Annotated in this window: 12 protein-coding genes; 5 read left to right on the top strand and 7 right to left on the bottom strand. The window is 72.4% G+C overall.

Annotation, left to right across the window (positions count from 1 at the left end):
• Window positions 1-70: 70 nt before the first annotated feature.
• A complete protein-coding gene (locus ABD331_RS12605; protein ID WP_344473923.1) occupies window positions 71-1,192 on the bottom strand; it encodes an MFS transporter in 1,122 nt (373 codons plus the stop codon).
• Window positions 1,193-1,246: 54 nt separating this feature from the next.
• Here ABD331_RS12605 and ABD331_RS12610 point away from each other — a divergent pair, with 54 nt between their 5' ends.
• Together ABD331_RS12610 and ybaK are read left to right on the top strand one after the other, a co-directional pair.
• Complete coding sequence (locus tag ABD331_RS12610) at window positions 1,247-2,038, top strand: AraC family transcriptional regulator (RefSeq protein WP_344473925.1); 792 nt, start codon at window positions 1,247-1,249, stop codon at window positions 2,036-2,038.
• A 297-nt stretch (window positions 2,039-2,335) separates the two neighbouring features.
• Entirely contained in the window at window positions 2,336-2,791 is a 456-nt protein-coding gene (ybaK, locus tag ABD331_RS12615; RefSeq protein ID WP_344474256.1) for a Cys-tRNA(Pro) deacylase, read from the top strand.
• An 85-nt stretch (window positions 2,792-2,876) separates the two neighbouring features.
• Here ybaK and ABD331_RS12620 read toward each other — a convergent pair whose 3' ends face one another.
• A complete protein-coding gene (locus ABD331_RS12620) occupies window positions 2,877-5,219 on the bottom strand; it encodes a transglycosylase domain-containing protein (protein ID WP_344473926.1) in 2,343 nt (780 codons plus the stop codon).
• Window positions 5,220-5,272: 53 nt separating this feature from the next.
• Entirely contained in the window at window positions 5,273-6,583 is a 1,311-nt protein-coding gene (murA, locus tag ABD331_RS12625) for a UDP-N-acetylglucosamine 1-carboxyvinyltransferase (RefSeq protein WP_344473928.1), read from the bottom strand.
• A gap of 185 nt (window positions 6,584-6,768) precedes the next feature.
• On the opposite strand from murA, the gene ABD331_RS12630 reads away from it, so the two are divergent.
• Window positions 6,769-7,290, top strand: coding sequence for a hypothetical protein (locus ABD331_RS12630; protein WP_344473930.1), 522 nt, complete (start codon window positions 6,769-6,771; stop codon window positions 7,288-7,290).
• A gap of 53 nt (window positions 7,291-7,343) precedes the next feature.
• Here the strand turns inward: ABD331_RS12630 and ABD331_RS12635 are convergent, their stop codons facing one another.
• From ABD331_RS12635 to dnaE, 3 genes are all read right to left on the bottom strand, one after another.
• Complete coding sequence (locus tag ABD331_RS12635) at window positions 7,344-9,824, bottom strand: alpha/beta-hydrolase family protein (protein ID WP_344473932.1); 2,481 nt, start codon at window positions 9,822-9,824, stop codon at window positions 7,344-7,346.
• A gap of 254 nt (window positions 9,825-10,078) precedes the next feature.
• Window positions 10,079-11,461, bottom strand: coding sequence for an amidase (locus ABD331_RS12640; RefSeq protein ID WP_344473935.1), 1,383 nt, complete (start codon window positions 11,459-11,461; stop codon window positions 10,079-10,081).
• Between the two features lie 141 nt (window positions 11,462-11,602).
• Window positions 11,603-15,130: a DNA polymerase III subunit alpha gene (gene dnaE, locus ABD331_RS12645; RefSeq protein WP_344473937.1), complete on the bottom strand. Its 3,528-nt coding sequence runs from the start codon at window positions 15,128-15,130 to the stop codon at window positions 11,603-11,605.
• Between the two features lie 166 nt (window positions 15,131-15,296).
• Between dnaE and ABD331_RS12650 the strand changes: the two genes are divergently transcribed.
• Window positions 15,297-16,634 carry an amino acid permease gene (locus ABD331_RS12650; RefSeq protein ID WP_344473939.1) on the top strand — a complete coding sequence of 446 codons (1,338 nt, stop codon included), beginning with the start codon at window positions 15,297-15,299 and terminating at the stop codon, window positions 16,632-16,634.
• A gap of 56 nt (window positions 16,635-16,690) precedes the next feature.
• On the top strand, window positions 16,691-18,133 hold the full coding sequence (locus ABD331_RS12655; RefSeq protein WP_344473941.1) for an SGNH/GDSL hydrolase family protein: 1,443 nt from the start codon (window positions 16,691-16,693) through the stop codon (window positions 18,131-18,133).
• Here ABD331_RS12655 and ABD331_RS12660 read toward each other — a convergent pair.
• Entirely contained in the window at window positions 18,087-19,214 is a 1,128-nt protein-coding gene (locus tag ABD331_RS12660) for a chorismate mutase (RefSeq protein WP_344473943.1), read from the bottom strand. The genes ABD331_RS12655 and ABD331_RS12660 overlap by 47 nt on opposite strands.
• Window positions 19,215-19,375 lie beyond the last annotated feature (161 nt).

A 19,375-nucleotide genomic window follows, 5' to 3' on the forward strand; every position in this document is an offset into this window, starting at 1 on the left:
GCGCCCGTCGGCCAGGTGACGCATCGCTCAGGCGCCACCGACCGGGCGGCCTTCTGTTGGACGGCACCGGCTAGGAGGCCACCGGGTCGGGCTCCTTGATGGTGCGGGCCATCAGCAGCGCCAGCACGGGGAACGCGATCAGGCAGGCCAGCGCCGTACGCAGCGAGGTCGCCTCGGCCACCGCGCCCACCAGCGGGCTGGCCAGGCCGCCGACGCTGACCGCCAGCCCCAGGGTGACGCCGCCGGCCGTGCCCACCCTGGTCGGCAGGAAGTCCTGGCCGAGCGTCACGTGCAGGGAGAACGGCGCGTACAGGGCGATGGAGGACGCGGCGACGAACGCGTACGCGGCGGGGCCCGGCACCAGCACCACACCGGCCACGGCGGGCACGGCCAGCGCGTACGACAGCCGCATCGTGCGCACCCGGCCCAGGCGGGCCGCCGTCCTGCCGCCCACGACGGTGCCCACCGCGCCGCCCGCGAACAGCACGAACAGCGCCACCGCCCCGGCCGCGCCACCGCCCATGTAGAGGGCCACGAACGCGCTCAGCCCGACGTACACGACAGACCGGAAGACGATCACCAGGGTGAGGCGGGCGAACGACGGCCAGTCGTCCCTGCCGGAGACGGGCCCGGCAGCGCGCGCCGCCCGCGCGCCGCCGGTCAGCGCCCTGACGGCGGGCAACGTCAGGACCGCGCCGAGCACGGCGGGCAGCACGAGGAACGGCGAGGCGCCCAGCCCCCATCCGGCCAGCAGCGGCGTGACCAGCACGGGCGCCGAGGCGAAGCCGAGCGTCCCGCCCGTGGAGAACCAGCTCATCCGCACGTGGCTGCCCTCGCTGGCGATCCTGGCCAGGCGCGCGGCCTCCGGATGGTAGGCGGCCACGCCGAGCCCGGACAGGGCGGCGGCCAGCCAGGTCAGCACGTAGGAGTCGGAGACGCCGCAGATCGCCACGCCCGTCCCGGCCAGGATCATGCTCACCGGGATCAGCCACGGCATCCGCCACCTGTCCGTGAGCAGGCCGAACAGCGGCTGCACGATGGACGACAGCAGCGTGGCGGCCAGCACGATGCCGGAGACGGCGACGTACCCGTAGCCCCGCCCGGCCACGAGGAAGGGCACGAGGGCGGGGACGACGCCCTGGTAGAAGTCCACGGTGGCGTGTCCGGCGGAGAGGGCGGGGATCCTGTTCACCACTCGATCCTCAGCCTGGGAGCTGATGGCTCGCTTCCGATAAAATGCCAATTCATGCCGGAAATCCGCCATCTGTCCGAAGCGCCGACCGGGCGGCGGCCGCTGGCGCCCGGCGCGGGCATCGACGCGCACCGCCACGACACCCATCAGATCGCGTACGCCTGCCGCGGCGTCATCTCCGTCACCACCGGCGCCGGCACCTGGGTGGCCCCCGCGAACCGGGCCCTGTGGGTGCCCGCGGGAACCGTCCACGAGCACCGCGCCCACGGGGACACGGACCTGCGCCTGGTCGGCCTCACGGAGAACCCGCTCGGGCTGGCCAGGCCCGCCGTGCTCGCGGTCGGACCTCTGCTGCGCGAGCTGATCATCGCCTACACCGCCGACGCCTCCGGGAACGGCGGGGCTGGCGGGACCGGCGAGCGCGCGGCCGACGAGGAGCGGACAGGCGGGGAGCGGAAGCGGCTGCTGGCGGTGTTGCTCGACCAGCTCAGGCACGCTCCCGAACAGCCGCTCCACCTGCCCACCGCCAGGGACCCCCGCCTGGCCGCCGTCTGCGCCGCCCTGCACCGCGACCCGGCCGATCCGAGCACCCTGGCCCGGTTCGCCGCCCGGGCCGGCACCAGCGACCGCACCCTGGCCCGCCTCTGCCGGGCCGAGCTGGGCATGACGTTCCCGCAGTGGCGCACCCAGCTCCGCCTCCACCACGCCCTCCTCCTGCTGGCCGACGGCCTCCCGGTGACCACGGTGGCGCACCGGTGCGGGTGGGCGTCGGCGAGCGCGTTCATCGACGTGTTCAGGAGGGCGTTCGGGTACACGCCGGGCCGTGTGCGGCCGGCGAGCGAATGATCGGTGAACTCTGGGAACGTGCGACCGGAATGCGGCACAGGAGCACTGATGATCACGAGGGAAGAGCTGGACCGGGAGCGGCGGCGCTCGCTCGCCAGGCTCGACCGGGTGCGGCGCGAGTGGGAGCGGCGGCACGGCGTGGACGGCGCGGACCGGCCCGCCACGGCCGAGCAGGAGGAGGAGTTCCACCGTGAGGCCGACGAGGCCATGGCGCCGTTCCGCCGGCTGGCCGAGGAGTACGCCCTACAATCGCGTGCCGTGAGTAAATCGAAAGGCAAGGGCGGCACCCCCGCCACCATGGCGCTGGCCAACGCCAAGGCCGACTTCACGCTCCACCCGTACGACCACGACCCGGCCGCTCAGGCCTACGGCGAGGAGGCCGCCGACGCGCTGGGCGTGCCGTACGAGCGGATCTTCAAGACGCTCGTCGCGGAGGTCGAGAGCGGGCTGGCGGTGGCGGTGGTGCCGGTGGCGGGCAAGCTCGACCTGAAGGCCCTGGCCGGTGCGCTCAACAGCAAGCGGGCCGCGATGGCCGACGCCGCCAAGGTGGAGCGGGTGACGGGGTACGTCGTGGGCGGGATCAGCCCGCTGGGGCAGCGCAAGCAGCTTCCCACCGTGGTGGACTCGTCGGCGCTGGACTTCGAGACGATCTACTTCTCGGCGGGGAAGCGGGGGCTGCAGATCGAGACCGCCCCCGACAACCTCATCACGCTCACCCGCGCCGTCACGGCCCCCATCGGAAAGACCGGCTGAGGCGTCCGTCAGGAAGGCGGGCCGGGGCTCGCGTCAGGAAGGCCCGTCGAGAGCGCCCGTCGGGACAGGCCCGCTGAGGCGTCCCTCACTGCCCGCGTCCGTGACGCCGCCCCTCGGGTCCCTGGCGCGGGTACGGCCGGAGGGCGCGGTCGCGACGGGGCCGGTCCAGCCGGGGCCGGTCCGGGCGCGGACGTTCCACCAGCACGTCGGGACGTCCGCCGTCCCGCTGCGGCGGCCACTCCACCGACGCCGACCCCGGGCTCTGCCCCAGCAGCCGCTCGAACAGCCGCCGCATCCGCCGCCCGAACGGGTTGTTCCCGCGCTTCTTGCGCTCCTCCTCCGCCAGCGCCTTCTCCAGCCCCGGCGTGTGCCCGCCGCCGAAGCGTGACATGTCGGGCCCGGTGAACCCGCGCGGCTCCGTACGCCGTAGCGCCGAGCTCATCGACTCCACCCAGATCGGCCCGGGCAGCGACGCCCCCTGCACCGACCCGAAGTACCGCTCCCCGATCTCCACCCCTTGGAGCGGGAACCGGTAGGACCCCCGGATATCCCCGACGCTGACCGCCGCCGCCAGGTGGGGCGTGTAGCCGGCGAACCAGGCGGAGGTGTAGCCGTTGTTGGTGCCGGTCTTGCCCGCGGCGGGCCGGCCGACGCTCTGCCCCTTCATGGTGCCCTTGTCGAAGACGCCTTCCAGCACGTGGTTGACGGCGTCCGCGATGGGCCGTTCGAGGACCTGCTCGCAGGAGGGCGGCACGTGGGTGCGCCGCCCGTCCCTGCCGGTGATCTCGACGATGGCGAGCGGCCGGCAGTACAGCCCGCGAGCGGCGAACGCCGCGAACGAGGCCGCGACCGTCACGGGGTCCATCTCGTTGACGCCGAGCGTGAACGTGGGCACCTCCTTGAGCGGCTCCCCGTCGGCCCTGGTGACGCCGAGCGTCCTGGCCATGCGGACGACGTTGCACAGGCCGACCTTGCGCTCCAGCATCATGTAGAAGATGTTCACCGACTTCCAGGTGCCGGTCTCGATGCTGTGCGGGCCGCCCTCGCCCTCGCCGCTGGCGTTGAGCACGCGGGTGTCCGGGTCGTTGACGGGGCGTCCCGTGCAGTCGCGGTAGCCCTGCCCTGGCACCAGCGAGCCGGGCGTCTGGAAGCCGTCGCCGAAGCGCCAGCCCTGCTGGAAGGCGGTGGCCAGGGTGAACACCTTGAACGTGGAGCCCGCCTGGAAGCCCTGCCCGCCGCCGTGCGCGACGTCGGCGGGCAGGTTGAAGGTGGTCTTGGGGCCGTTCTTGCGGTCGCCGGGGTTGCGGCCGAAGCGCTTGCTGGCCGCCATCGCCTTGATCCGGCCGGTACGCGGCTCCACCATGGCCTCGGCGGCCACCTCGGTGTCCTCCGCCGAGACGTGCTCGCGGATGGCCCGTTCGGCGGCGCGCTGCGCGATGGGGTCGAGGCTGGTCCTGATCGTCAGGCCGCCTCTGGCCATCCGCGCCTGCCGCTCGCGCGCGGTGTTGCCGAAGGCGGGATTCGACAGGAGCTCGCGCTGCACGTACAGGCAGTAGAACGGGTACTGGCTCTGCGCGCAGCCGCCGGGCTCGGGCCGCAGCCTGATGCCGAGCGGCGTGGCCTTGGCCTGCGCGGCCTCCTGCTGGGTGATCTGCTTGAGCCCCGCCATGCGGTCGAGCACGAGGTCGCGGCGCATCTTCAGGCGCTCCCTGTGCGCGTCGCCGAGTGAGGGGTCGGTCGAGTACGGCATGCGCACCGCGCCCGCCAGCGTGGCCGCCTGGGTGAGGGTCAGCCGGGAGGCGGAGGTGGAGAAGAACCTCCTGGCCGCCGCCTCGACGCCGTGCGCTCCCGCCCCGAAGTAGGCGATGTTCAGGTACCGCTCCAGGATCTCGTCCTTGCGGTACTTCTTCTCCAGCGCGAGCGCGTACCGCAGCTCGGTGATCTTGCGGGCCAGGTTGGGCGCGCGGGCCCTGTCGCGCTCGGCGTCGCTGCGCGCGCTCTCCACCAGGATGTTCTTGACGAGCTGCTGGGTCAGCGACGAGCCGCCCTGCCGGATGCCGCCCGCCTGGGTGTTGGTGAGCAGCGCCCGGACGGTGCCCCTGACGTCGAGGCCGCCGTGCTCGTAGAAGCGGGCGTCCTCGATCGCCACGATGGCCTTGCGCATGACGGCCGAGACCGCGCCGAGCCTGACGGCCGTCCTGTTGGCCTCGTAGAACTGGGCGAAGGGCCGGCCGTCCTTGTCGAGGAGCCTGGTCACCTGGGCGAGCGGCTCCTCGCGCGGGGCGGGCGGCAGGTCCACGAAGGTGTTGGTGACGCTCATCGCCGCGAGGCCGCCCCCGCCCACCAGCGGCGCGGCCAGCCCAGCCGCCAGCACCCCGCCGAGCGCCCCCGCCAGGCCGAGCGTCCCGACGGATCTGAGTACGGTCACGTCAGATGATCTGCGACGTCCGGATGGGCGGCAAACGCCCGCTTCCTGCCTCTTTACCGTTGGCGTGTGATGTTCAGACCGAGCGACGCGAACTGCTCGAACGGCCGGTGGTAGCCGCGCTCGATGTGGTGCACGCCGCGCAGCGTGGACGGCCCGTCGGCCACCGCCGCCGCCAGCACCGCCGAGAACCCGGCCCTGATGTCCGGCAGCGTCACGTCGGCGCCCTTGAGCTTGGACACGCCGCGCACGACGGCCGAGTGGCGGGCGTTGGTGTCGTGGTAGCGGCAGGCGGGCCCGCCCAGGCACTGGTCGAACACCTCGATCTCGCAGCCCATCTTCTGCAGCGCGGGCACGTACACCAGGCGGTTCTCGAAGACCGTCTCGTGCAGCACCGACATGCCCTGGCTCTGCGTGAACAGCACCATGAGCGGCGTCTGCCAGTCGGTCATGAAGCCGGGGTGGGTGTCGGTCTGGACGGCCGCCGAGCGCAGGCCCTCGGGGGGCGCGGTGGCGCACAGGTACTCGTCGTTGATGTCGAACTGGGCGCCCATCCTGGCCAGCGTGGTGATCGCGGTGACCAGCCGGTCCTGGGGGCAGCCGTGCACGCGCACCTCGCCCTGGGTGATCAGGCCCGCCGCCAGGTACGAGAACGCCTCGATGCGGTCGCCGGTCAGCCAGGTCTGGGCGCCGCGCAGCCGTTCGACGCCCTCGATGACGATCCTGCGGTCGGGCGACAGCTCGATCCTGGCGCCCATCCGCTGCAGGAACAGCGCCAGCTCCACCACCTCGGGCTCGGTGGCCGCGTTCTTCAGCACCGTCTTGCCGTCGGCCAGCACCGCCGACATCAGCACCGTCTCGGTGGCGCCCACGCTCGGGTACGGCAGCTCGATCCTGGTGCCGTTGAGCCGCTTGGCCTTGGCGTAGATGCCGGTGTCGCCCACCTGCACCTCGGCGCCCATCGCGCGCAGCGCGTCCACGTGGAAGTTCACCGGCCGCCGCCCGATCGGGTCGCCGCCGACCAGCGGCACGAACGCCTCCCCCGCCAGGTGCAGCAGGGGGCCGAGCATGAGGATCGGGATGCGGTTCAGGCCGGTGAACGCGTCGGGGACCCGGGGCTCGATCTCCGCGCCCTTCTCGATCCTGATCTCGGTACGGGAGATCTCGACGTGGATGCCGAGTGCCCGCAGCATGTCCGCGGTGATGCCCACCTCGCCCACCTCGGGGGCGTTGTGGATGCTGCTCTCGCCGTTGCCCATCATGGCCGCGACCATGTGCTTGGACACGCCGTTCTTCGAACCGCGTACTTCGACGTCTCCCCGCAGGGGTCCGGAAGGTTCAATTAGCCAGGACTCGTCTGCAATCACGAAGTTCTGCCCTTTTCAATCGAGGTCGTGCGCAACCGCACACGATGCACGATCGTACGTCGAGGTTCCCAAGAGTCCGCATTCGTGTGCTCCTGGGGTCAGCCTTCACAGGCCGCGGGAGGGTTGCGGGCCGGGCTGAGGGATACCATCGAGCTGATTCGGCCGTACATGTGAGGGGGAGTGGCGTGACGAGGGAAGTACGCGCTTTTGCGGTAACTGTCCTCACACTCGCCGCTCTCGGGGTCACCGCCGGGCTGCTCTGGTCAGGGCTGACGCCGCGGGCGCCGTACCAGGTCACCGACCAGGGCACGGTCCTGGCCGACCCGACCACGCAGGCGCTGATCGCGGCCGACGGCTGGTTCGCGGCGATCACCGGCGGGCTCGGGCTGCTGTGCGGCGGGGTCGCCTGGTTCTCGGCGCGGCGGTGGATGCTGCCCGTGCTGCTCGGGCTGTGCGCCGGCGGGGTGGCGGCCGCGTTCCTGACGTTGTGGACAGGGTCCACTTTCACGCTCGGGGCCGTCACGGTGGAGGCGGCGCCCAGCGTGATGCCGGACGTGAAGATCGTCCCAGGCGCGCTGAAGCTGACCGCCACCGGCGTGCTGGTGTCCTGGCCGCTGCTGGCCGTGGGGTTCTTCGGGCTGCTGGAGGGCATGCACGGCTACCGCGAGTCGCCGCTGCGGCAGCCGTACGGCGAGATCGTGCCCTAGCGGTCACGCGAGCAGGGCGGCGGCCGGTGGTCACCCGGGCAGGACGGGGTGCCCTATTTCTTGTCGCCGGCCACCCTCCGGTTGGCCCAGTCCAGCTCACGATCCCGCAGCGCCCGCTCGACGGCCGCCATGGTCGCCTCGTCGGCCGGCAGATCGAAGGCGAGCCGGACGAAACGCGCCAGATCACCCCGGTAGTCGTGGCCGAGCGACACGAACTGCCCCGGCACGACGTGGATGGCGTTCAGCATGTCCACGAACGTGATGAGCGCGGTGACGAACGGCCGCCACCGGGCGGCGGCCGGGATGCCGGGCCCGCGCACCGGCCCCAGCCAGCCGGGGCTCTGGATCAGCAGCGGCAGCCCCAGCTTCGGCACCGGGTCCTCGTGGTGGGTCAGCAAAACCACCCGCACCCGTTCCCGCCGTTCCTCGGGCAGCGCCAGCCACTCCTCGTACGACGCCACCTCCACGACGCGCCCGTCACCGTCGCACCCCTCCGGGTCGTCCAGCCAGGCCTGCCGCCAGGCCGACGCGAACGGCGTGCCGACGAACAGCGCCCGGTCGATGCCGAGCAGGTCCAGGCCGCGCGCGCCCTGGTGCAGGAAGACGTTCTGCGCCGCCTGGCTGCCCAGGCTCTCCCCGAACAGCACCAGCCGGGGGCGGCGGGCCGGGTCGATGGAGCGCAGCCGCCAGCTCAGCGCCGTCAGGAACGCCAGGTTCTCCTCCCACGCGGCCCGCACCCGGTCCAGCGACAGGAAGGACGGCCGGACGGAGTAGGCGATGGCGATCGAGGCCACGTCGCCCTTGGTCAGGTACTCCAGGGTCTCGGCGGCCACGTAGTTGACGTATCCGCTGCCCGTGGGCGAGAAGTAGGCCAGGACGCTGCGCTCGAACGCCCCCGACCGCTCCAGCTCCCGCATGGCCAGGTCGGCCCGCTCGCCGGGGGTCAGGGCCGAGGCCAGGCCGACGAACACGCGGATCGGGTCGCGGGCGTCCTGCGCGCCGGTGACGTGCGCGATCTCCTGAGCGGTCAGCGTCATGCCGACGTACCTGCGGCCTTCGCGGCCGAAGTCCGCCCACCGGACCAGGCTCGCGGGGCCGCCGCTGACCAGCGGGGACGTGGGCTGCTCCTGGTGCGCGGGCTCCACCACCACGCCCGCCGAGTCGATGCGGCGGTAGGCGAGCACGGCCGCGCGGCGGGCCGCGTAGGTGATCAAGGCCAGGGTGATCGCGTGGCCTGCGACTCGCTCTGCGGGCGCGAGCGACGGCACGGCCAGCGCGACGGCCCGGCCGAGCGCCGCCGCGGCGGCGGCCTCAGCGCGCGCCGCCGCCAGGATCGAGGCGGAGACGACCGTGCCCACACCGACCGCCTGCAACACCTGCACCCCAGTGCCCACACCAACCGCCTGCACCCCGGCTGCTACGCCCGCCGCCCGCACCGCCCGCGCCCCTGCGGGCACCGCCGCCCGCGTCGCCTCCGGCCCGGCAGGCACGCCCGCCGACCGCACCACCTCCGGCCCGCCAGGCACGTCCACCGACCGCACCGCTCGCGCCCCGCCGGGCTCGTCCGACGTTCCCACCGGCTGCGTCCCGCCGGGCGCGTCCGCCGGCCGCACCACCTCCGGCCCACCAGGCACGTCCACCGACCGCACCGCTCGCGCCCCGCCGGGCTCGTCCGACGTTCCCACCGGCTGCGTCCCGCCGGGCGCGTCCGCTGGCCGCATCACGTGTCCTCCTGCGGGTATGTCCGCCGCCCGGCGTTGGCGGGCGTAGAGGACGGCGCTGACGCCTGCGCCTGCCAGAAGCGTGGCGGCGACGTTGATCCGCGCCCCCGTGGGCGCGCCGGTCAGCCGATCGGCCACCGCGTCGGCCGCCGTGGCCAGCGCCCCCGCGACGCCTCCCGCCGTCAGCCGCCACCCGAACACCCGCACCGCCGCCCGGCCCAGCCCCTCCTCCGGGCGCTGCGCCGCCAGCCGCTGCAGGGCGATCCCCGCTCCGCAGGCGCACACCTGGGTGACGAGCGCGGTCGTCCGGGGGTCGGCGACGATCCCGCGCAGGCCGCCTCGCCCTCGTGCGGCATCCCGGCGCGACAGCGGGCGGCCCCGTGCGGCGTCCAGGCGCAGCAGGCGGCCTCTTGCGACGTCCCGGCGCGGCATGCGGCCCCCTGCAGCGTCCCAGCGCGGCATGCGGTCTCGCGCAGCGTCCCAGCGCGGCATGCGGTCTCGCGCAGCGTCCCAGCGCGGCATGCGATCTCGCGCAGCGCCCCAGCGCGGCATGCGGCCCCGTGCGGCGTTCAGGCGTTGGCCGAGGCGGCGTGCCACCGCTTCGGCCAGCGCCTGCGTCGTGGCGGCGAACGCGTAGTTGGCGCTGGCCACCACGCCGGTGATCAGGGCCTGGTCGCGGGTGGTGCGCGGGAGCAGCCCCGGCTGGAAGGACGGGCCCACGCTGCCGGCCGCGGCGAGCAGCCCCGCCGCTTCGACCGTCCCCGTGTCGGCCGACACGATCCGCCGCAACGCCTGGGCCCCGGCCCGTCTCACGAGCCGGAGGCGACGCCCCGTCACCTCTCACCCCACCGCGACCAGTTAACCCTGTGAGCTGCGAACATCCCTGGCACCTCCGCCCCGCCGTGCGACCCGATCAGGAGAACGTGTCACGCACGCCGTACGAGCGACATCACCCGCGGCGGATGACCCGGACGCTCAGAGCAGCGGGCGGCATCACCCGCGGCGGATGACCCCGAACGCCCGGAGCGGCGGGCGGACGAGCGACTGCGGCGGGCGGCCCCGAACGGTCAGAGCGGCGGGCGGCGCAGGCCGTGTCCCGTGGCCTGCTCGAAGGCCCGCGCCACCCGCAAAACCCTGGCGTCCTCGAAGGGCCTGCCGACGATCTGCACCCCCACCGGCAGCCCGTCCTCGGTGAACCCGGCCGGAACGGAAGCGGCGGGCGAGTGCAGCACGCTGATCCAGTAGGCCGACCGCATCCAGGCCAGGTAGTCGGGCAGCTTCTCGCCGTTGATCTCGCTGACGTGCGGATGCTCGACGGGAAACGGCGGCACCTGGCTGACCGGCGCGATCAGCACGTCGTAGGTGTCGAAGAAGGCGGCCATGCGCTGGTAGAGGCGGCTGCGCGCCCGCTCGGCCCTGGCCAGGTCGGCTCCGGTGACCTTGCGGCCCTGCTCGACGTTCCACGCCGAGTTGGGGCCCAAGCCGCTCTTGTCGCCGTGGACGAGCAGGTAGTTCCACGCCCGGTAGGTGCGGAAGGCGTCCTCGGCGTCGCTCAGGTCGAGCTCGACCTGCTCCACCTGGGCGCCGAGCCGTTCGAACACCGCGGGCGCGGTGGCGGTGACGGCCGCCGTGCGCGGATCGACCGGCAGCCCGCCCAAGTCGGGGCTCCACGCCACGCGCAGCCCGGCCACTCCCTGCTCGGGCTCGGGCGCGAACACCTCTTTGATCGAGAACGGGGAGCGCCGGTCGAACCCGGCGATGGCGCCGAGCATCAGCGTGACGTCCTCGACCGTCCTGGCCATGGGCCCGGAGACGCTGAGCGTGTACCAGGCGTTGACGTCGGAGACGTCGGGCACCCGGCCGGGCGTCGGCCGCAGGCCGACGACGTTGCAGAACGAGGCGGGGTTGCGCAGGGAGCCGCCCATGTCGGAGCCGTCGGCCAGCGGCACCATCCCGGTCGCCAGCGCGACGGCCGCTCCCCCGCTACTGCCGCCGGCGGACCTGGACAGGTCGTAGGGGTTCCTGGTGGCGCCGAACACCTCGTTGACGGTGTGGGAGCCGGTGCCGAACTCCGGGGTGTTGGTCTTGCCCACGGTGACGGCCCCGGCCGCGCGCAGCCGCTGGACGATCAGGTCGTCCTGCTCGGGCACGTGGTCGGCGAACAGCGGCGAGCCGTAGGTGGTCCTGATCCCGGCGGTGTCGACGAGGTCCTTGTGCGCGACGGGCACGCCGTGCAGCGGCCCGGCGGCCTCCTGGGCCGACAGGGCCGCGTCGGCGTCCTCGGCCGCTTTCATGGCCCGCTCGGCGACGAGGGTGACGATGGCGTTGACGTGCGGGTTGACTTCTTCGATCCGGTCGAGGTGGGCCTGGAGAACCTCCACGGCGCTCACCTGCCGGGTGCGGATCAGCCGGGCCAGCTCTGTCGCGGTCAGGAAATGCAGTTCGCTCACGTCTGCGATCCTGCCCCACGGGCTCCGGCGGGGCGACGGCGAGGTTTGCCGATAACCGCCGCCCCGCCGGACGCCCGCTGCCGGAGCGGGGTAGTCACGCGCCCAGGCAGGCCGGGCGCGTCCGCTGCCGGACCGCCCGAGTCACGCGCCTAGGCAGGCCGGCCCGAGTAGCTGCTTCAGGTCGCCCATCAGCGCCGGCGAGGGTGTCACCCGCAGCCGGTCGTCCACCCGCATCACCGTCGTCTTGGGCCCGTTGTGCACCTGGAGGTGCACCTCGGACGTGCCCGGATGGGTGGTGAGGATCTCCTTCAGCCGCCCCACCACGGGCGGCGTGCAGCGGGTCAGCGGCAGGCTGACCAGCAGCGGCCCGCCGGCCTCCTGGGTGAGGTCGGGGGCAGTGACCTCGGTGGCGATGATCTTGGCGACGTCCTCGCGCTTGTCGATGCGGCCCTTGACGAACACGATCGCGTCCTCCGCCAGCAGCGTCGAGCAGAGCTGGTACGCCGACGGGAAGATCATCACCTCGATGGAGCCCGCGAGGTCTTCGAGCTGGGTCAGCACCCAGGTGTCGCCCTTCTTGGTGACCTTGCGCTGCACCCCGCTCAGGATGCCGCCCACCGTCACCACGTGCCCGTCGGACCGGCTCTCGTCCTGCACGGCCGCGATCGAGCAGTCGGCCCCCGCGGCCAGGATGTGCTCCACGCCGAACAGCGGGTGGTCCGACACGTACAGGCCGAGCATCTCCCGCTCGAACTGCAGCAGCGTGTTCTTGTCCCACTCCCCGACCGGGATCTGCACGTCGAAGGTCTGGTCCTCGCCGCCGTCGATCGCGCCGAACAGGGAGTCCTGGCCGATGGCCTCGTTCTTCTTGATGTCGATGATCGCGTCCACGGCCTGCTCGTGCACCATGACCAGGCCCTTGCGCACGTGCCCCAGCGAGTCGAACGCGCCCGCCTTGATCAGCGACTCGATGACCCGCTTGTTGCAGACGATGGCCGGCACCTTGCGCAGGAAGTCCTTGAAGTCGCCGAAGCGGCCTTTCTCCTTGCGGGCGGAGATGATGCCGTCGACGACGTTGCCGCCGACGTTGCGGACCGCCGACAGGCCGAAGCGGATGTCGGTGCCGCGCGGGGTGAAGTCGAAGTCGGAGTCGTTGACGTCCGGCGGGAAGACCTTGATGCCCATGCGGCGGCACTCGTTGAGGTACAGGGCCGACTTGTCCTTGTCGTCCTTGACCGACGAGAGCAGCGCCGCCATGTACGCGGCCGGGTAGTTGGCCTTGAGGTAGGCGGTCCAGTAAGCGATGAGGCCGTAGGCGGCGGTGTGCGCCTTGTTGAAGGCGTAGTCGGAGAACGGCAGCAGGATGTCCCACAGCGCCTTGATGGCCTCGGCGGGGAAGCCCCGCTCCAGCATGCCCGCCTCGAAGCCGGCGTACTGCTTGTCCAGCTCCGACTTCTTCTTCTTGCCCATCGCGCGGCGCAGCAGGTCGGCGGCGCCGAGCGAGAAGCCGGCCACCTTCTGCGCGATGGCCATGACCTGCTCCTGATAGATGATCAGGCCGTAGGTCGTGTCGAGGATGTCCTTGAGCGGCTCCTCCAGCGCCGGGTGGATCGGCGTGATGTCCTGCTGGCCGTTCTTGCGCAGCGCGTAGTTGGTGTGCGAGTTGGCGCCCATCGGGCCGGGGCGGTAGAGCGCGAGGGCGGCGGAGATGTCCTCGAAGTTGTCGGGGCGCATCAGGCGCAGCAGCGAGCGCATGCCGCCGCCGTCGAGCTGGAACACGCCCAGCGTGTCGCCCCTGCCCAGCAGCTCGTACGACTTGCGGTCGTCGAGCGGCAACGCCAGCAGGTCGATCTTCTCACCCGTGGTCGACTCGATCATCTTGAGACAGTCGTCCATGATGGTGAGGTTGCGCAGGCCCAGGAAGTCCATCTTCAGCAGGCCGAGCGTCTCGCAGGTCGGGTAGTCGAACTGCGTGATGATCGCGCCGTCGGAGTCGCGGCGCATGATCGGGACGTGGTCGGTCAGCACCTCGGCGGACATGATCACGCCGGCGGCGTGCACGCCGGTCTGCCGGATCAGGCCCTCCAGGCCCTTGCCGAGGTCCATCGTCGCCTTGACGTCGACGTCTTCCTCGTAGAGGCGGCGCAGCTCGCCCGCCTCGGCGTAACGCGGGTGGTCCTTGTCGAAGATGCCCGACAGCGGGATGTCCTTGCCCATGACGGCGGGCGGGAACGCCTTGGAGACGCGGTCGCCCAGCGCGTACGGGTAGCCCAGGACGCGGCCCGCGTCCTTGATGGCGGCCTTCGCCTTGATGGTGCCGAACGTGGCGATCATGGCGACCTTGTCGGCGCCCCACTTCTCGGTCACGTAGCGGATCACGTCGCCGCGCCTGCGCTCGTCGAAGTCGATGTCGACGTCGGGCATGGAGACGCGCTCGGGGTTGAGGAACCGCTCGAAGATCAGGCCGTGCGGGAGCGGGTCGAGGTCGGTGATGCCCATCGCGTACGCGACCAGCGAACCGGCGGCCGAGCCACGGCCGGGGCCGACCGGGATGCCGTTCTGCTTGGCCCACATGATGAAGTCGGCGACCACGAGGAAGTAGCTCGGGAAGCCCATCTGCTCGATGATGCCGATCTCGTACTCGGCCTGCCGGCGGTGCTCCTCGTCGTAGCCCTCGGGCCAGCGACGGTCCATGCCCTCCCACACGGTCTGGCGGAAGAACGCGCTCTCCGTCATGCCCTCGGGGATGGGGAAGGTCGGCATCAGGTTCTTGAACTCGAAGAACCCGGCCGGATCGACCTTCTCGGCCACCAGCAGCGTGTTGCGGCAGCCCTCGGCCCACAGGTCGGAGGAGTCGACCGCGCGCATCTCGTCGGCGCTCTTGATGTAGTAGCCGGAGCCGTCGAAGCGGAAGCGGTCGGGGTCGGAGAGCTGCTTGCCGGTCTGGATGCACAGGAGGGCGTCGTGGGAGGCGGCGTCGGCCTCGTAGGTGTAGTGCGAGTCGTTGGTCACCAGCGGCGGGATGTTCAGCTCTTTGCTGATCCTGGTCAGGCCGTCGCGGACGCGGCGCTCGATGTCGAGGCCGTGGTCCATGATCTCCAGGAAGAAGTTGTCCTTGCCGAAGATGTCCTGATATTTCGCGGCAGCCTTGACCGCCTCGTCGTACTGGCCGAGCCGCAGCCTCGTCTGCACCTCGCCCGACGGGCAGCCGGTCGTCGCGATCAGGCCGTCGGCATGCTCGGCGAGGATGTCGGCGTCCATCCGCGCCCACTTGCGCACGAAGCCCTCGGTGTAGGCGCGCGAGGACAGCCGCATGAGGTTGTGCAGGCCCGTCTTGTTGCGCGCCCAGATCGTCATGTGGGTGTAGTAACCACCCGCCGAGACGTCGTCGCGCTTCTGGTGCGGCTCACCCCACAGCACCGGCTTCTTGTTGTGCCGCGACTCCGGCGCGACGTAGGCCTCGATGCCGATGATCGGTTTGATCTCGGCGCCCGTGGCCTGCTTGTAGAAGTCGTAGGCGCCGTGCATGTTGCCGTGGTCGGTGATCGCGATCGCGGGCATCCCCAGGTCGCCGACCTGCTTGAACATCTGCTTGAGGCGGGCGGCCCCGTCCAGCATGGAGTATTCCGTATGAACATGCAGGTGCACGAACGAGTCGCTGGACGACATGGAGCGGCGCCTCCCGGTCTCGATGGGTTGTGGCATCTGACTCTAGTGGCCCCGGCCGACAACCCGGGGCCCCTCCGGCGGGCCCGCGGACCGGCGCGCCGCGGGCCGCCGCGATCAGCAGCCCCGATATCCTCGAAGTCACGCCGGGTGATCGAGGAGTCGCGGAGTGCGCACGCAGACCGAAGAGGGATACACGCCCGCGCTGGGCAACCGCCAAGTCCAGATGATCGCCATCGGCGGGGCCATCGGCGTCGGCCTCTTCCTGGGCTCCGGCGGCCGGCTCGCCGCCGCTGGGCCCGCCCTGGTGCTCTCCTACGCCGCCGCCGGGATCGCCGCGTTCTTCGTCATGCGGGCGCTCGGCGAGCTGGTCCTCTACCGGCCCGTCTCCGGCTCGTTCGTCGAGTACGCCGGTGAGTTCATCGGCCCGTGGGCGGCCTTCGCCAGCGGCTGGATGTACTGGATCAACTGGGCCGCCACCGGCGTCGCCGAGCTGACCGCGATCGCCGCCTACATCCACTACTGGGCCCCGGCCTTCCCGCAGTGGCTCACGGCGCTGATCGCGCTGGCCTTCGTCATGACGGTCAACCTGCTGTCGGTGCGCCTGTTCGGCGAGCTGGAGTTCTGGTTCGCCATGCTCAAGGTCGTGGCCATCACGGTGTTCCTGGTAGTCGGCCTGGTGCTGGTGGTGTTCGCCGTCGGCCAGGCGGGGCCGCACAACCTGGTCAGCCACGGCGGGTTCTTCCCGACCGGGTTCCCGCTGGTGCTGATGAGCCTGCAGTCGGTGGTCTTCGCGTACGCCTCGATCGAGCTGGTCGGCATCACGGCGGGCGAGACGGCCAGGCCGCACGAGGTCATGCCGAAGGCCATCAACGGCGTCGTCTGGCGCATCGCGATCTTCTACGTCGGCTCGGTGGCGCTGCTGGCCATGGTCCTGCCGTGGACCGCCTACAGCGCGGGCACCTCCCCGTTCGTGACGGTCTTCGCCGGGCTGGGCGTCCCGTGGGCGGCCGACGCCATGAACCTCGTCGTGATCACCGCCGCGCTGTCGTCCTGCAACTCCGGCCTGTACGCCACGGGCCGCATCCTGCGCTCGATGGCGATGAAGCAGGAGGCCCCCCGCTTCGCCGGCACGCTCAGCGGCCGGCACGTGCCCGTCGGCGGCATCGTGTTCACCGCGGCCATGTTCCTGGCGGGAGTGGCCCTGTTCTACTTCCTGCCGGAACGCGCCTTCAACATCGCCACCGCCGTCGCCTCCCTGGGCGTGATCACGACCTGGGGGGTGCTGGTGCACTGCCAGGCCAGGCTGCGCCGCACCGGCCACCGCTCGGCCTTCCCGATGCCGGGCACGCCCTGGACCAACTGGCTCACGCTGGCGTTCCTGGCTCTGGTGGTGCTGCTCATGCCGTTCGCCGACCGGGACCAGCGGGTGGCGTTCTTCCTCATCCCGCTGCTCGTGGCCGGCATCGCGTTCGGCTGGTACGCCGTCCGCCGCCGCCGCGCCTGAACCGTCTCCGCACGCCCGCGACAGCTCCCCGCGGACGTCCTCGCTGGGTAGTCTCGATGGCGCAGTCAGAGGAGTCGCCGCTCGGGGAGGTCGCACTGGACGAGGTCACGCTGGACGAGACCACACAGGACGAAACCGCCCAGCACCAGGCCGCGCAGGATGAGGCCGCCCAGCACGAGGCCACGCAGGATGGGGCGGCGCAGGATGGGGCGGCGCAGGATGGGGCGGCGCAGGAACGGGCCTCCCGGGACGAGGCGGCGCAGGTTGGGGCCAAGCGGGACGAGACCGGGCAGGGTCAGACCGCCCGGGGCGAGGCCGCACGGGGCGAGGCCGCACGGGGCGAGGCCGCACGGGGCGAGGCCGCACGGGGCGAGGCCGCACGGGGCGAGGCCGCACGGGGCGAGGCCGCACGGGGCGAGGCCGCACGGGGTGCCGCGAGGCGGCGGGTCGTCCGGGCGGCGGTCGCGGCCGCGATCGGCGTCGCGCTGGCCGTGGCGTGCCTGCCGCTGGACCTCTACCCCAAGCTGGCCTGCGCCGTGCTGGACGCGGGCTGCCCCACCACCGCCGCACCCCGGGGCGAGTTACCGCGGGTGACCAGGCTGACGGCCGTCCAGGTGGCCCAGAGCGGCACGTACGTGGCGCTCGGCGACTCCTACTCCTCCGGCGAGGGCGTCTGGGAGCTGAACCAGCCGCCGGTCAACGACGGGGCCGACCGCTGCCACCGCTCGGACGGCTCGTACGTGCCGCTCGTCGCCCAGGCCTACCGGTTCGGCGGCGGCACCGCGTTCTACGCCTGCAGCGGAGCCACCACCCGCCAGCTCCTGTCGGGCCAGTACGGCCAGCAGCCGCAGATCACCCGCGTGAGCGCGGCGACGAGCCTGGTGACGCTGAGCATCGGCGGCAACGACGCCGGCTTCACCAGGGTGCTGACGGGCTGCATCGTGAAGATCCCGTGGTCGTCCGCCTGCGTCGACCAGGACGCGGCGGTCAACCGGCGCATCGAGGAGCTGCGCGCGAGCATGCTGAGGGTGCTCAAGGAGGTGCGGGTGCGCGCGCCGGGAGCGCGCGTCATCGTGCTCGGCTACCCGCGCCCGTTCCCGGCGGAGCCGGTGGGCGGCGTCGACAACCTGACCGTGGCGGACCAGCGCTGGCTGAACACCGTGACACGGCGGCTCAACGACACGGTGGGCGCCGTGGTCGCGGACTTCGACCAGGCCATCGCGGCCTTCGGGGCGCCGGGGAGCGCCGAGTACGTGGACGCCTACGAGGCCTTCACCGGACACGAGGTGGGCCGCCCGAGCCCGTTCCTGAACGGGCTGGCCCTGGACATGGACGCGCTGCGGGTCAACGCGCGCAGCTACCATCCGACGGGTGACGGGTACCGCCGCTTCGCCGAGCTGATCACCAAGCAGATCGCCGCGGGGCCCGGCAGGCCGATGAACAACGTCCTGGTCACCGACCCGAACGCTCCTCGGCAAGGTGCAGCCCCGCCTCGATGACGGCGTTCATGATGGCCGACAGCCGCGACTCGCCCAGCGCGGGCGCCCGCACGGCCATCCTGGCCACCACGTCGCGCTCCCTGCCCAGGTCGCGCCCGGCGAACCCGCCGACGGGCTTGAGCCGCTGCACGAGGCCGGCCAGCTCGGCGCGCCGCTCCAGCAGCGTGGCCAGGGCGGCGTCGACCCGGTCGATCGCCTGCCTGCACTCGGGCAGCGTGCCGGGCGTCTCGTCGCGCAGCAGCGCGCCGACGACGGTCACGGCCTCCTCGGCGACCCGCCGTTCCGCGCCGGACGACGTCCCAGTGCCAGACGACATCCCCGCGCCGGACGACGTCCGCGTGCCGGACGACGCCCCCACGCCGGACGACATCCCAGTGCCGAACGACGCCCCCGTGCCGAACGACGTCCGCGTGCCGATGATCAGGCCGTCTGCGCCCGCGGCGACGGCGGCGGCCGACAAGCCGATGTCGGCCGAGACGTCCACCAGCGCGGGACGTCCTGACGCGGCCCGCGCGGCCCGCACCAGCGCCAGGTCGGGGCGGCTGCCTCCCTCGCAGAGGATCACCCGCCCGTCGCCCTCGCCCGCGCAGTAGGCGGCCAGCCCCAGCCACTCCTCCATGGAGGCCCCGGCCCGCCGCTCCACGACGACGGGCAGCCCGAGCCCGGCGGCGGCGCGCACGAGGGGGATGTCGCGCGTCCACGCCGCGCCCACCACCACGGCCGCCGCGTGCTCGGCGATGGCGGGCAGGTCGGCCGCCGTGGCAGGCTCCGCGAGCGTGACCCCCGCCCGCAACGCCGCATACGGGTCCACGAGCGTGGCACCCCCCGCGCGCACGCCCTCCCGCGCATCCGCCAGCCTGGCGCCCGCCCGCGGGTCCCCCGGTGTCGCGCCCACCCGCGACCCCTGCCTCGGGTCCGCCGGCGAGGCACCCACCTGCGACCCCGCCGGTGGGACTCCCGGCCGCGACCCGGCGTGCGGGTCCGTGCGCAGGCTCACGCGATCGCCGATCACCACGGCGGGCCCCGCGCCCACGAGGAGGCCGCCCACGGCGACCGCGTGCCGTTCCAAGGTCGATGACATCCCGACTCCTCAATCGGCCGGCCTCCGGAGCCGGCGGAAAACGAAAAGGCAGAGACGGTTGTCTCTGCCTCGTGCCGACTCCAGGTGGTCGCTGGCTACACGACCGGCTCTCCCGGAGCCGGCTCGGTAAACGCGTAGCGACGACAAGTCATATCTAGACC

Source organism: Nonomuraea monospora, from assembly GCF_039531895.1.
GTDB classification, from domain to species: domain Bacteria; phylum Actinomycetota; class Actinomycetes; order Streptosporangiales; family Streptosporangiaceae; genus Nonomuraea; species Nonomuraea monospora.

Bases quoted from the DNA above. Each gene is read 5' to 3' on its own strand.
- ABD331_RS12660 (WP_344473943.1), bottom strand. From the start codon at position 19,214: ATGTCATCGACCTTGGAACGGCACGCGGTCGCCGTGGGCGGCCTCCTC.
- ABD331_RS12655 (WP_344473941.1), top strand. From the start codon at position 16,691: ATGGCGCAGTCAGAGGAGTCGCCGCTCGGGGAGGTCGCACTGGACGAG.
- dnaE (WP_344473937.1), bottom strand. From the start codon at position 15,130: ATGTCGTCCAGCGACTCGTTCGTGCACCTGCATGTTCATACGGAATAC.
- ybaK (WP_344474256.1), top strand. From the start codon at position 2,336: ATGGCGCTGGCCAACGCCAAGGCCGACTTCACGCTCCACCCGTACGAC.
- ABD331_RS12610 (WP_344473925.1), top strand. From the start codon at position 1,247: ATGCCGGAAATCCGCCATCTGTCCGAAGCGCCGACCGGGCGGCGGCCG.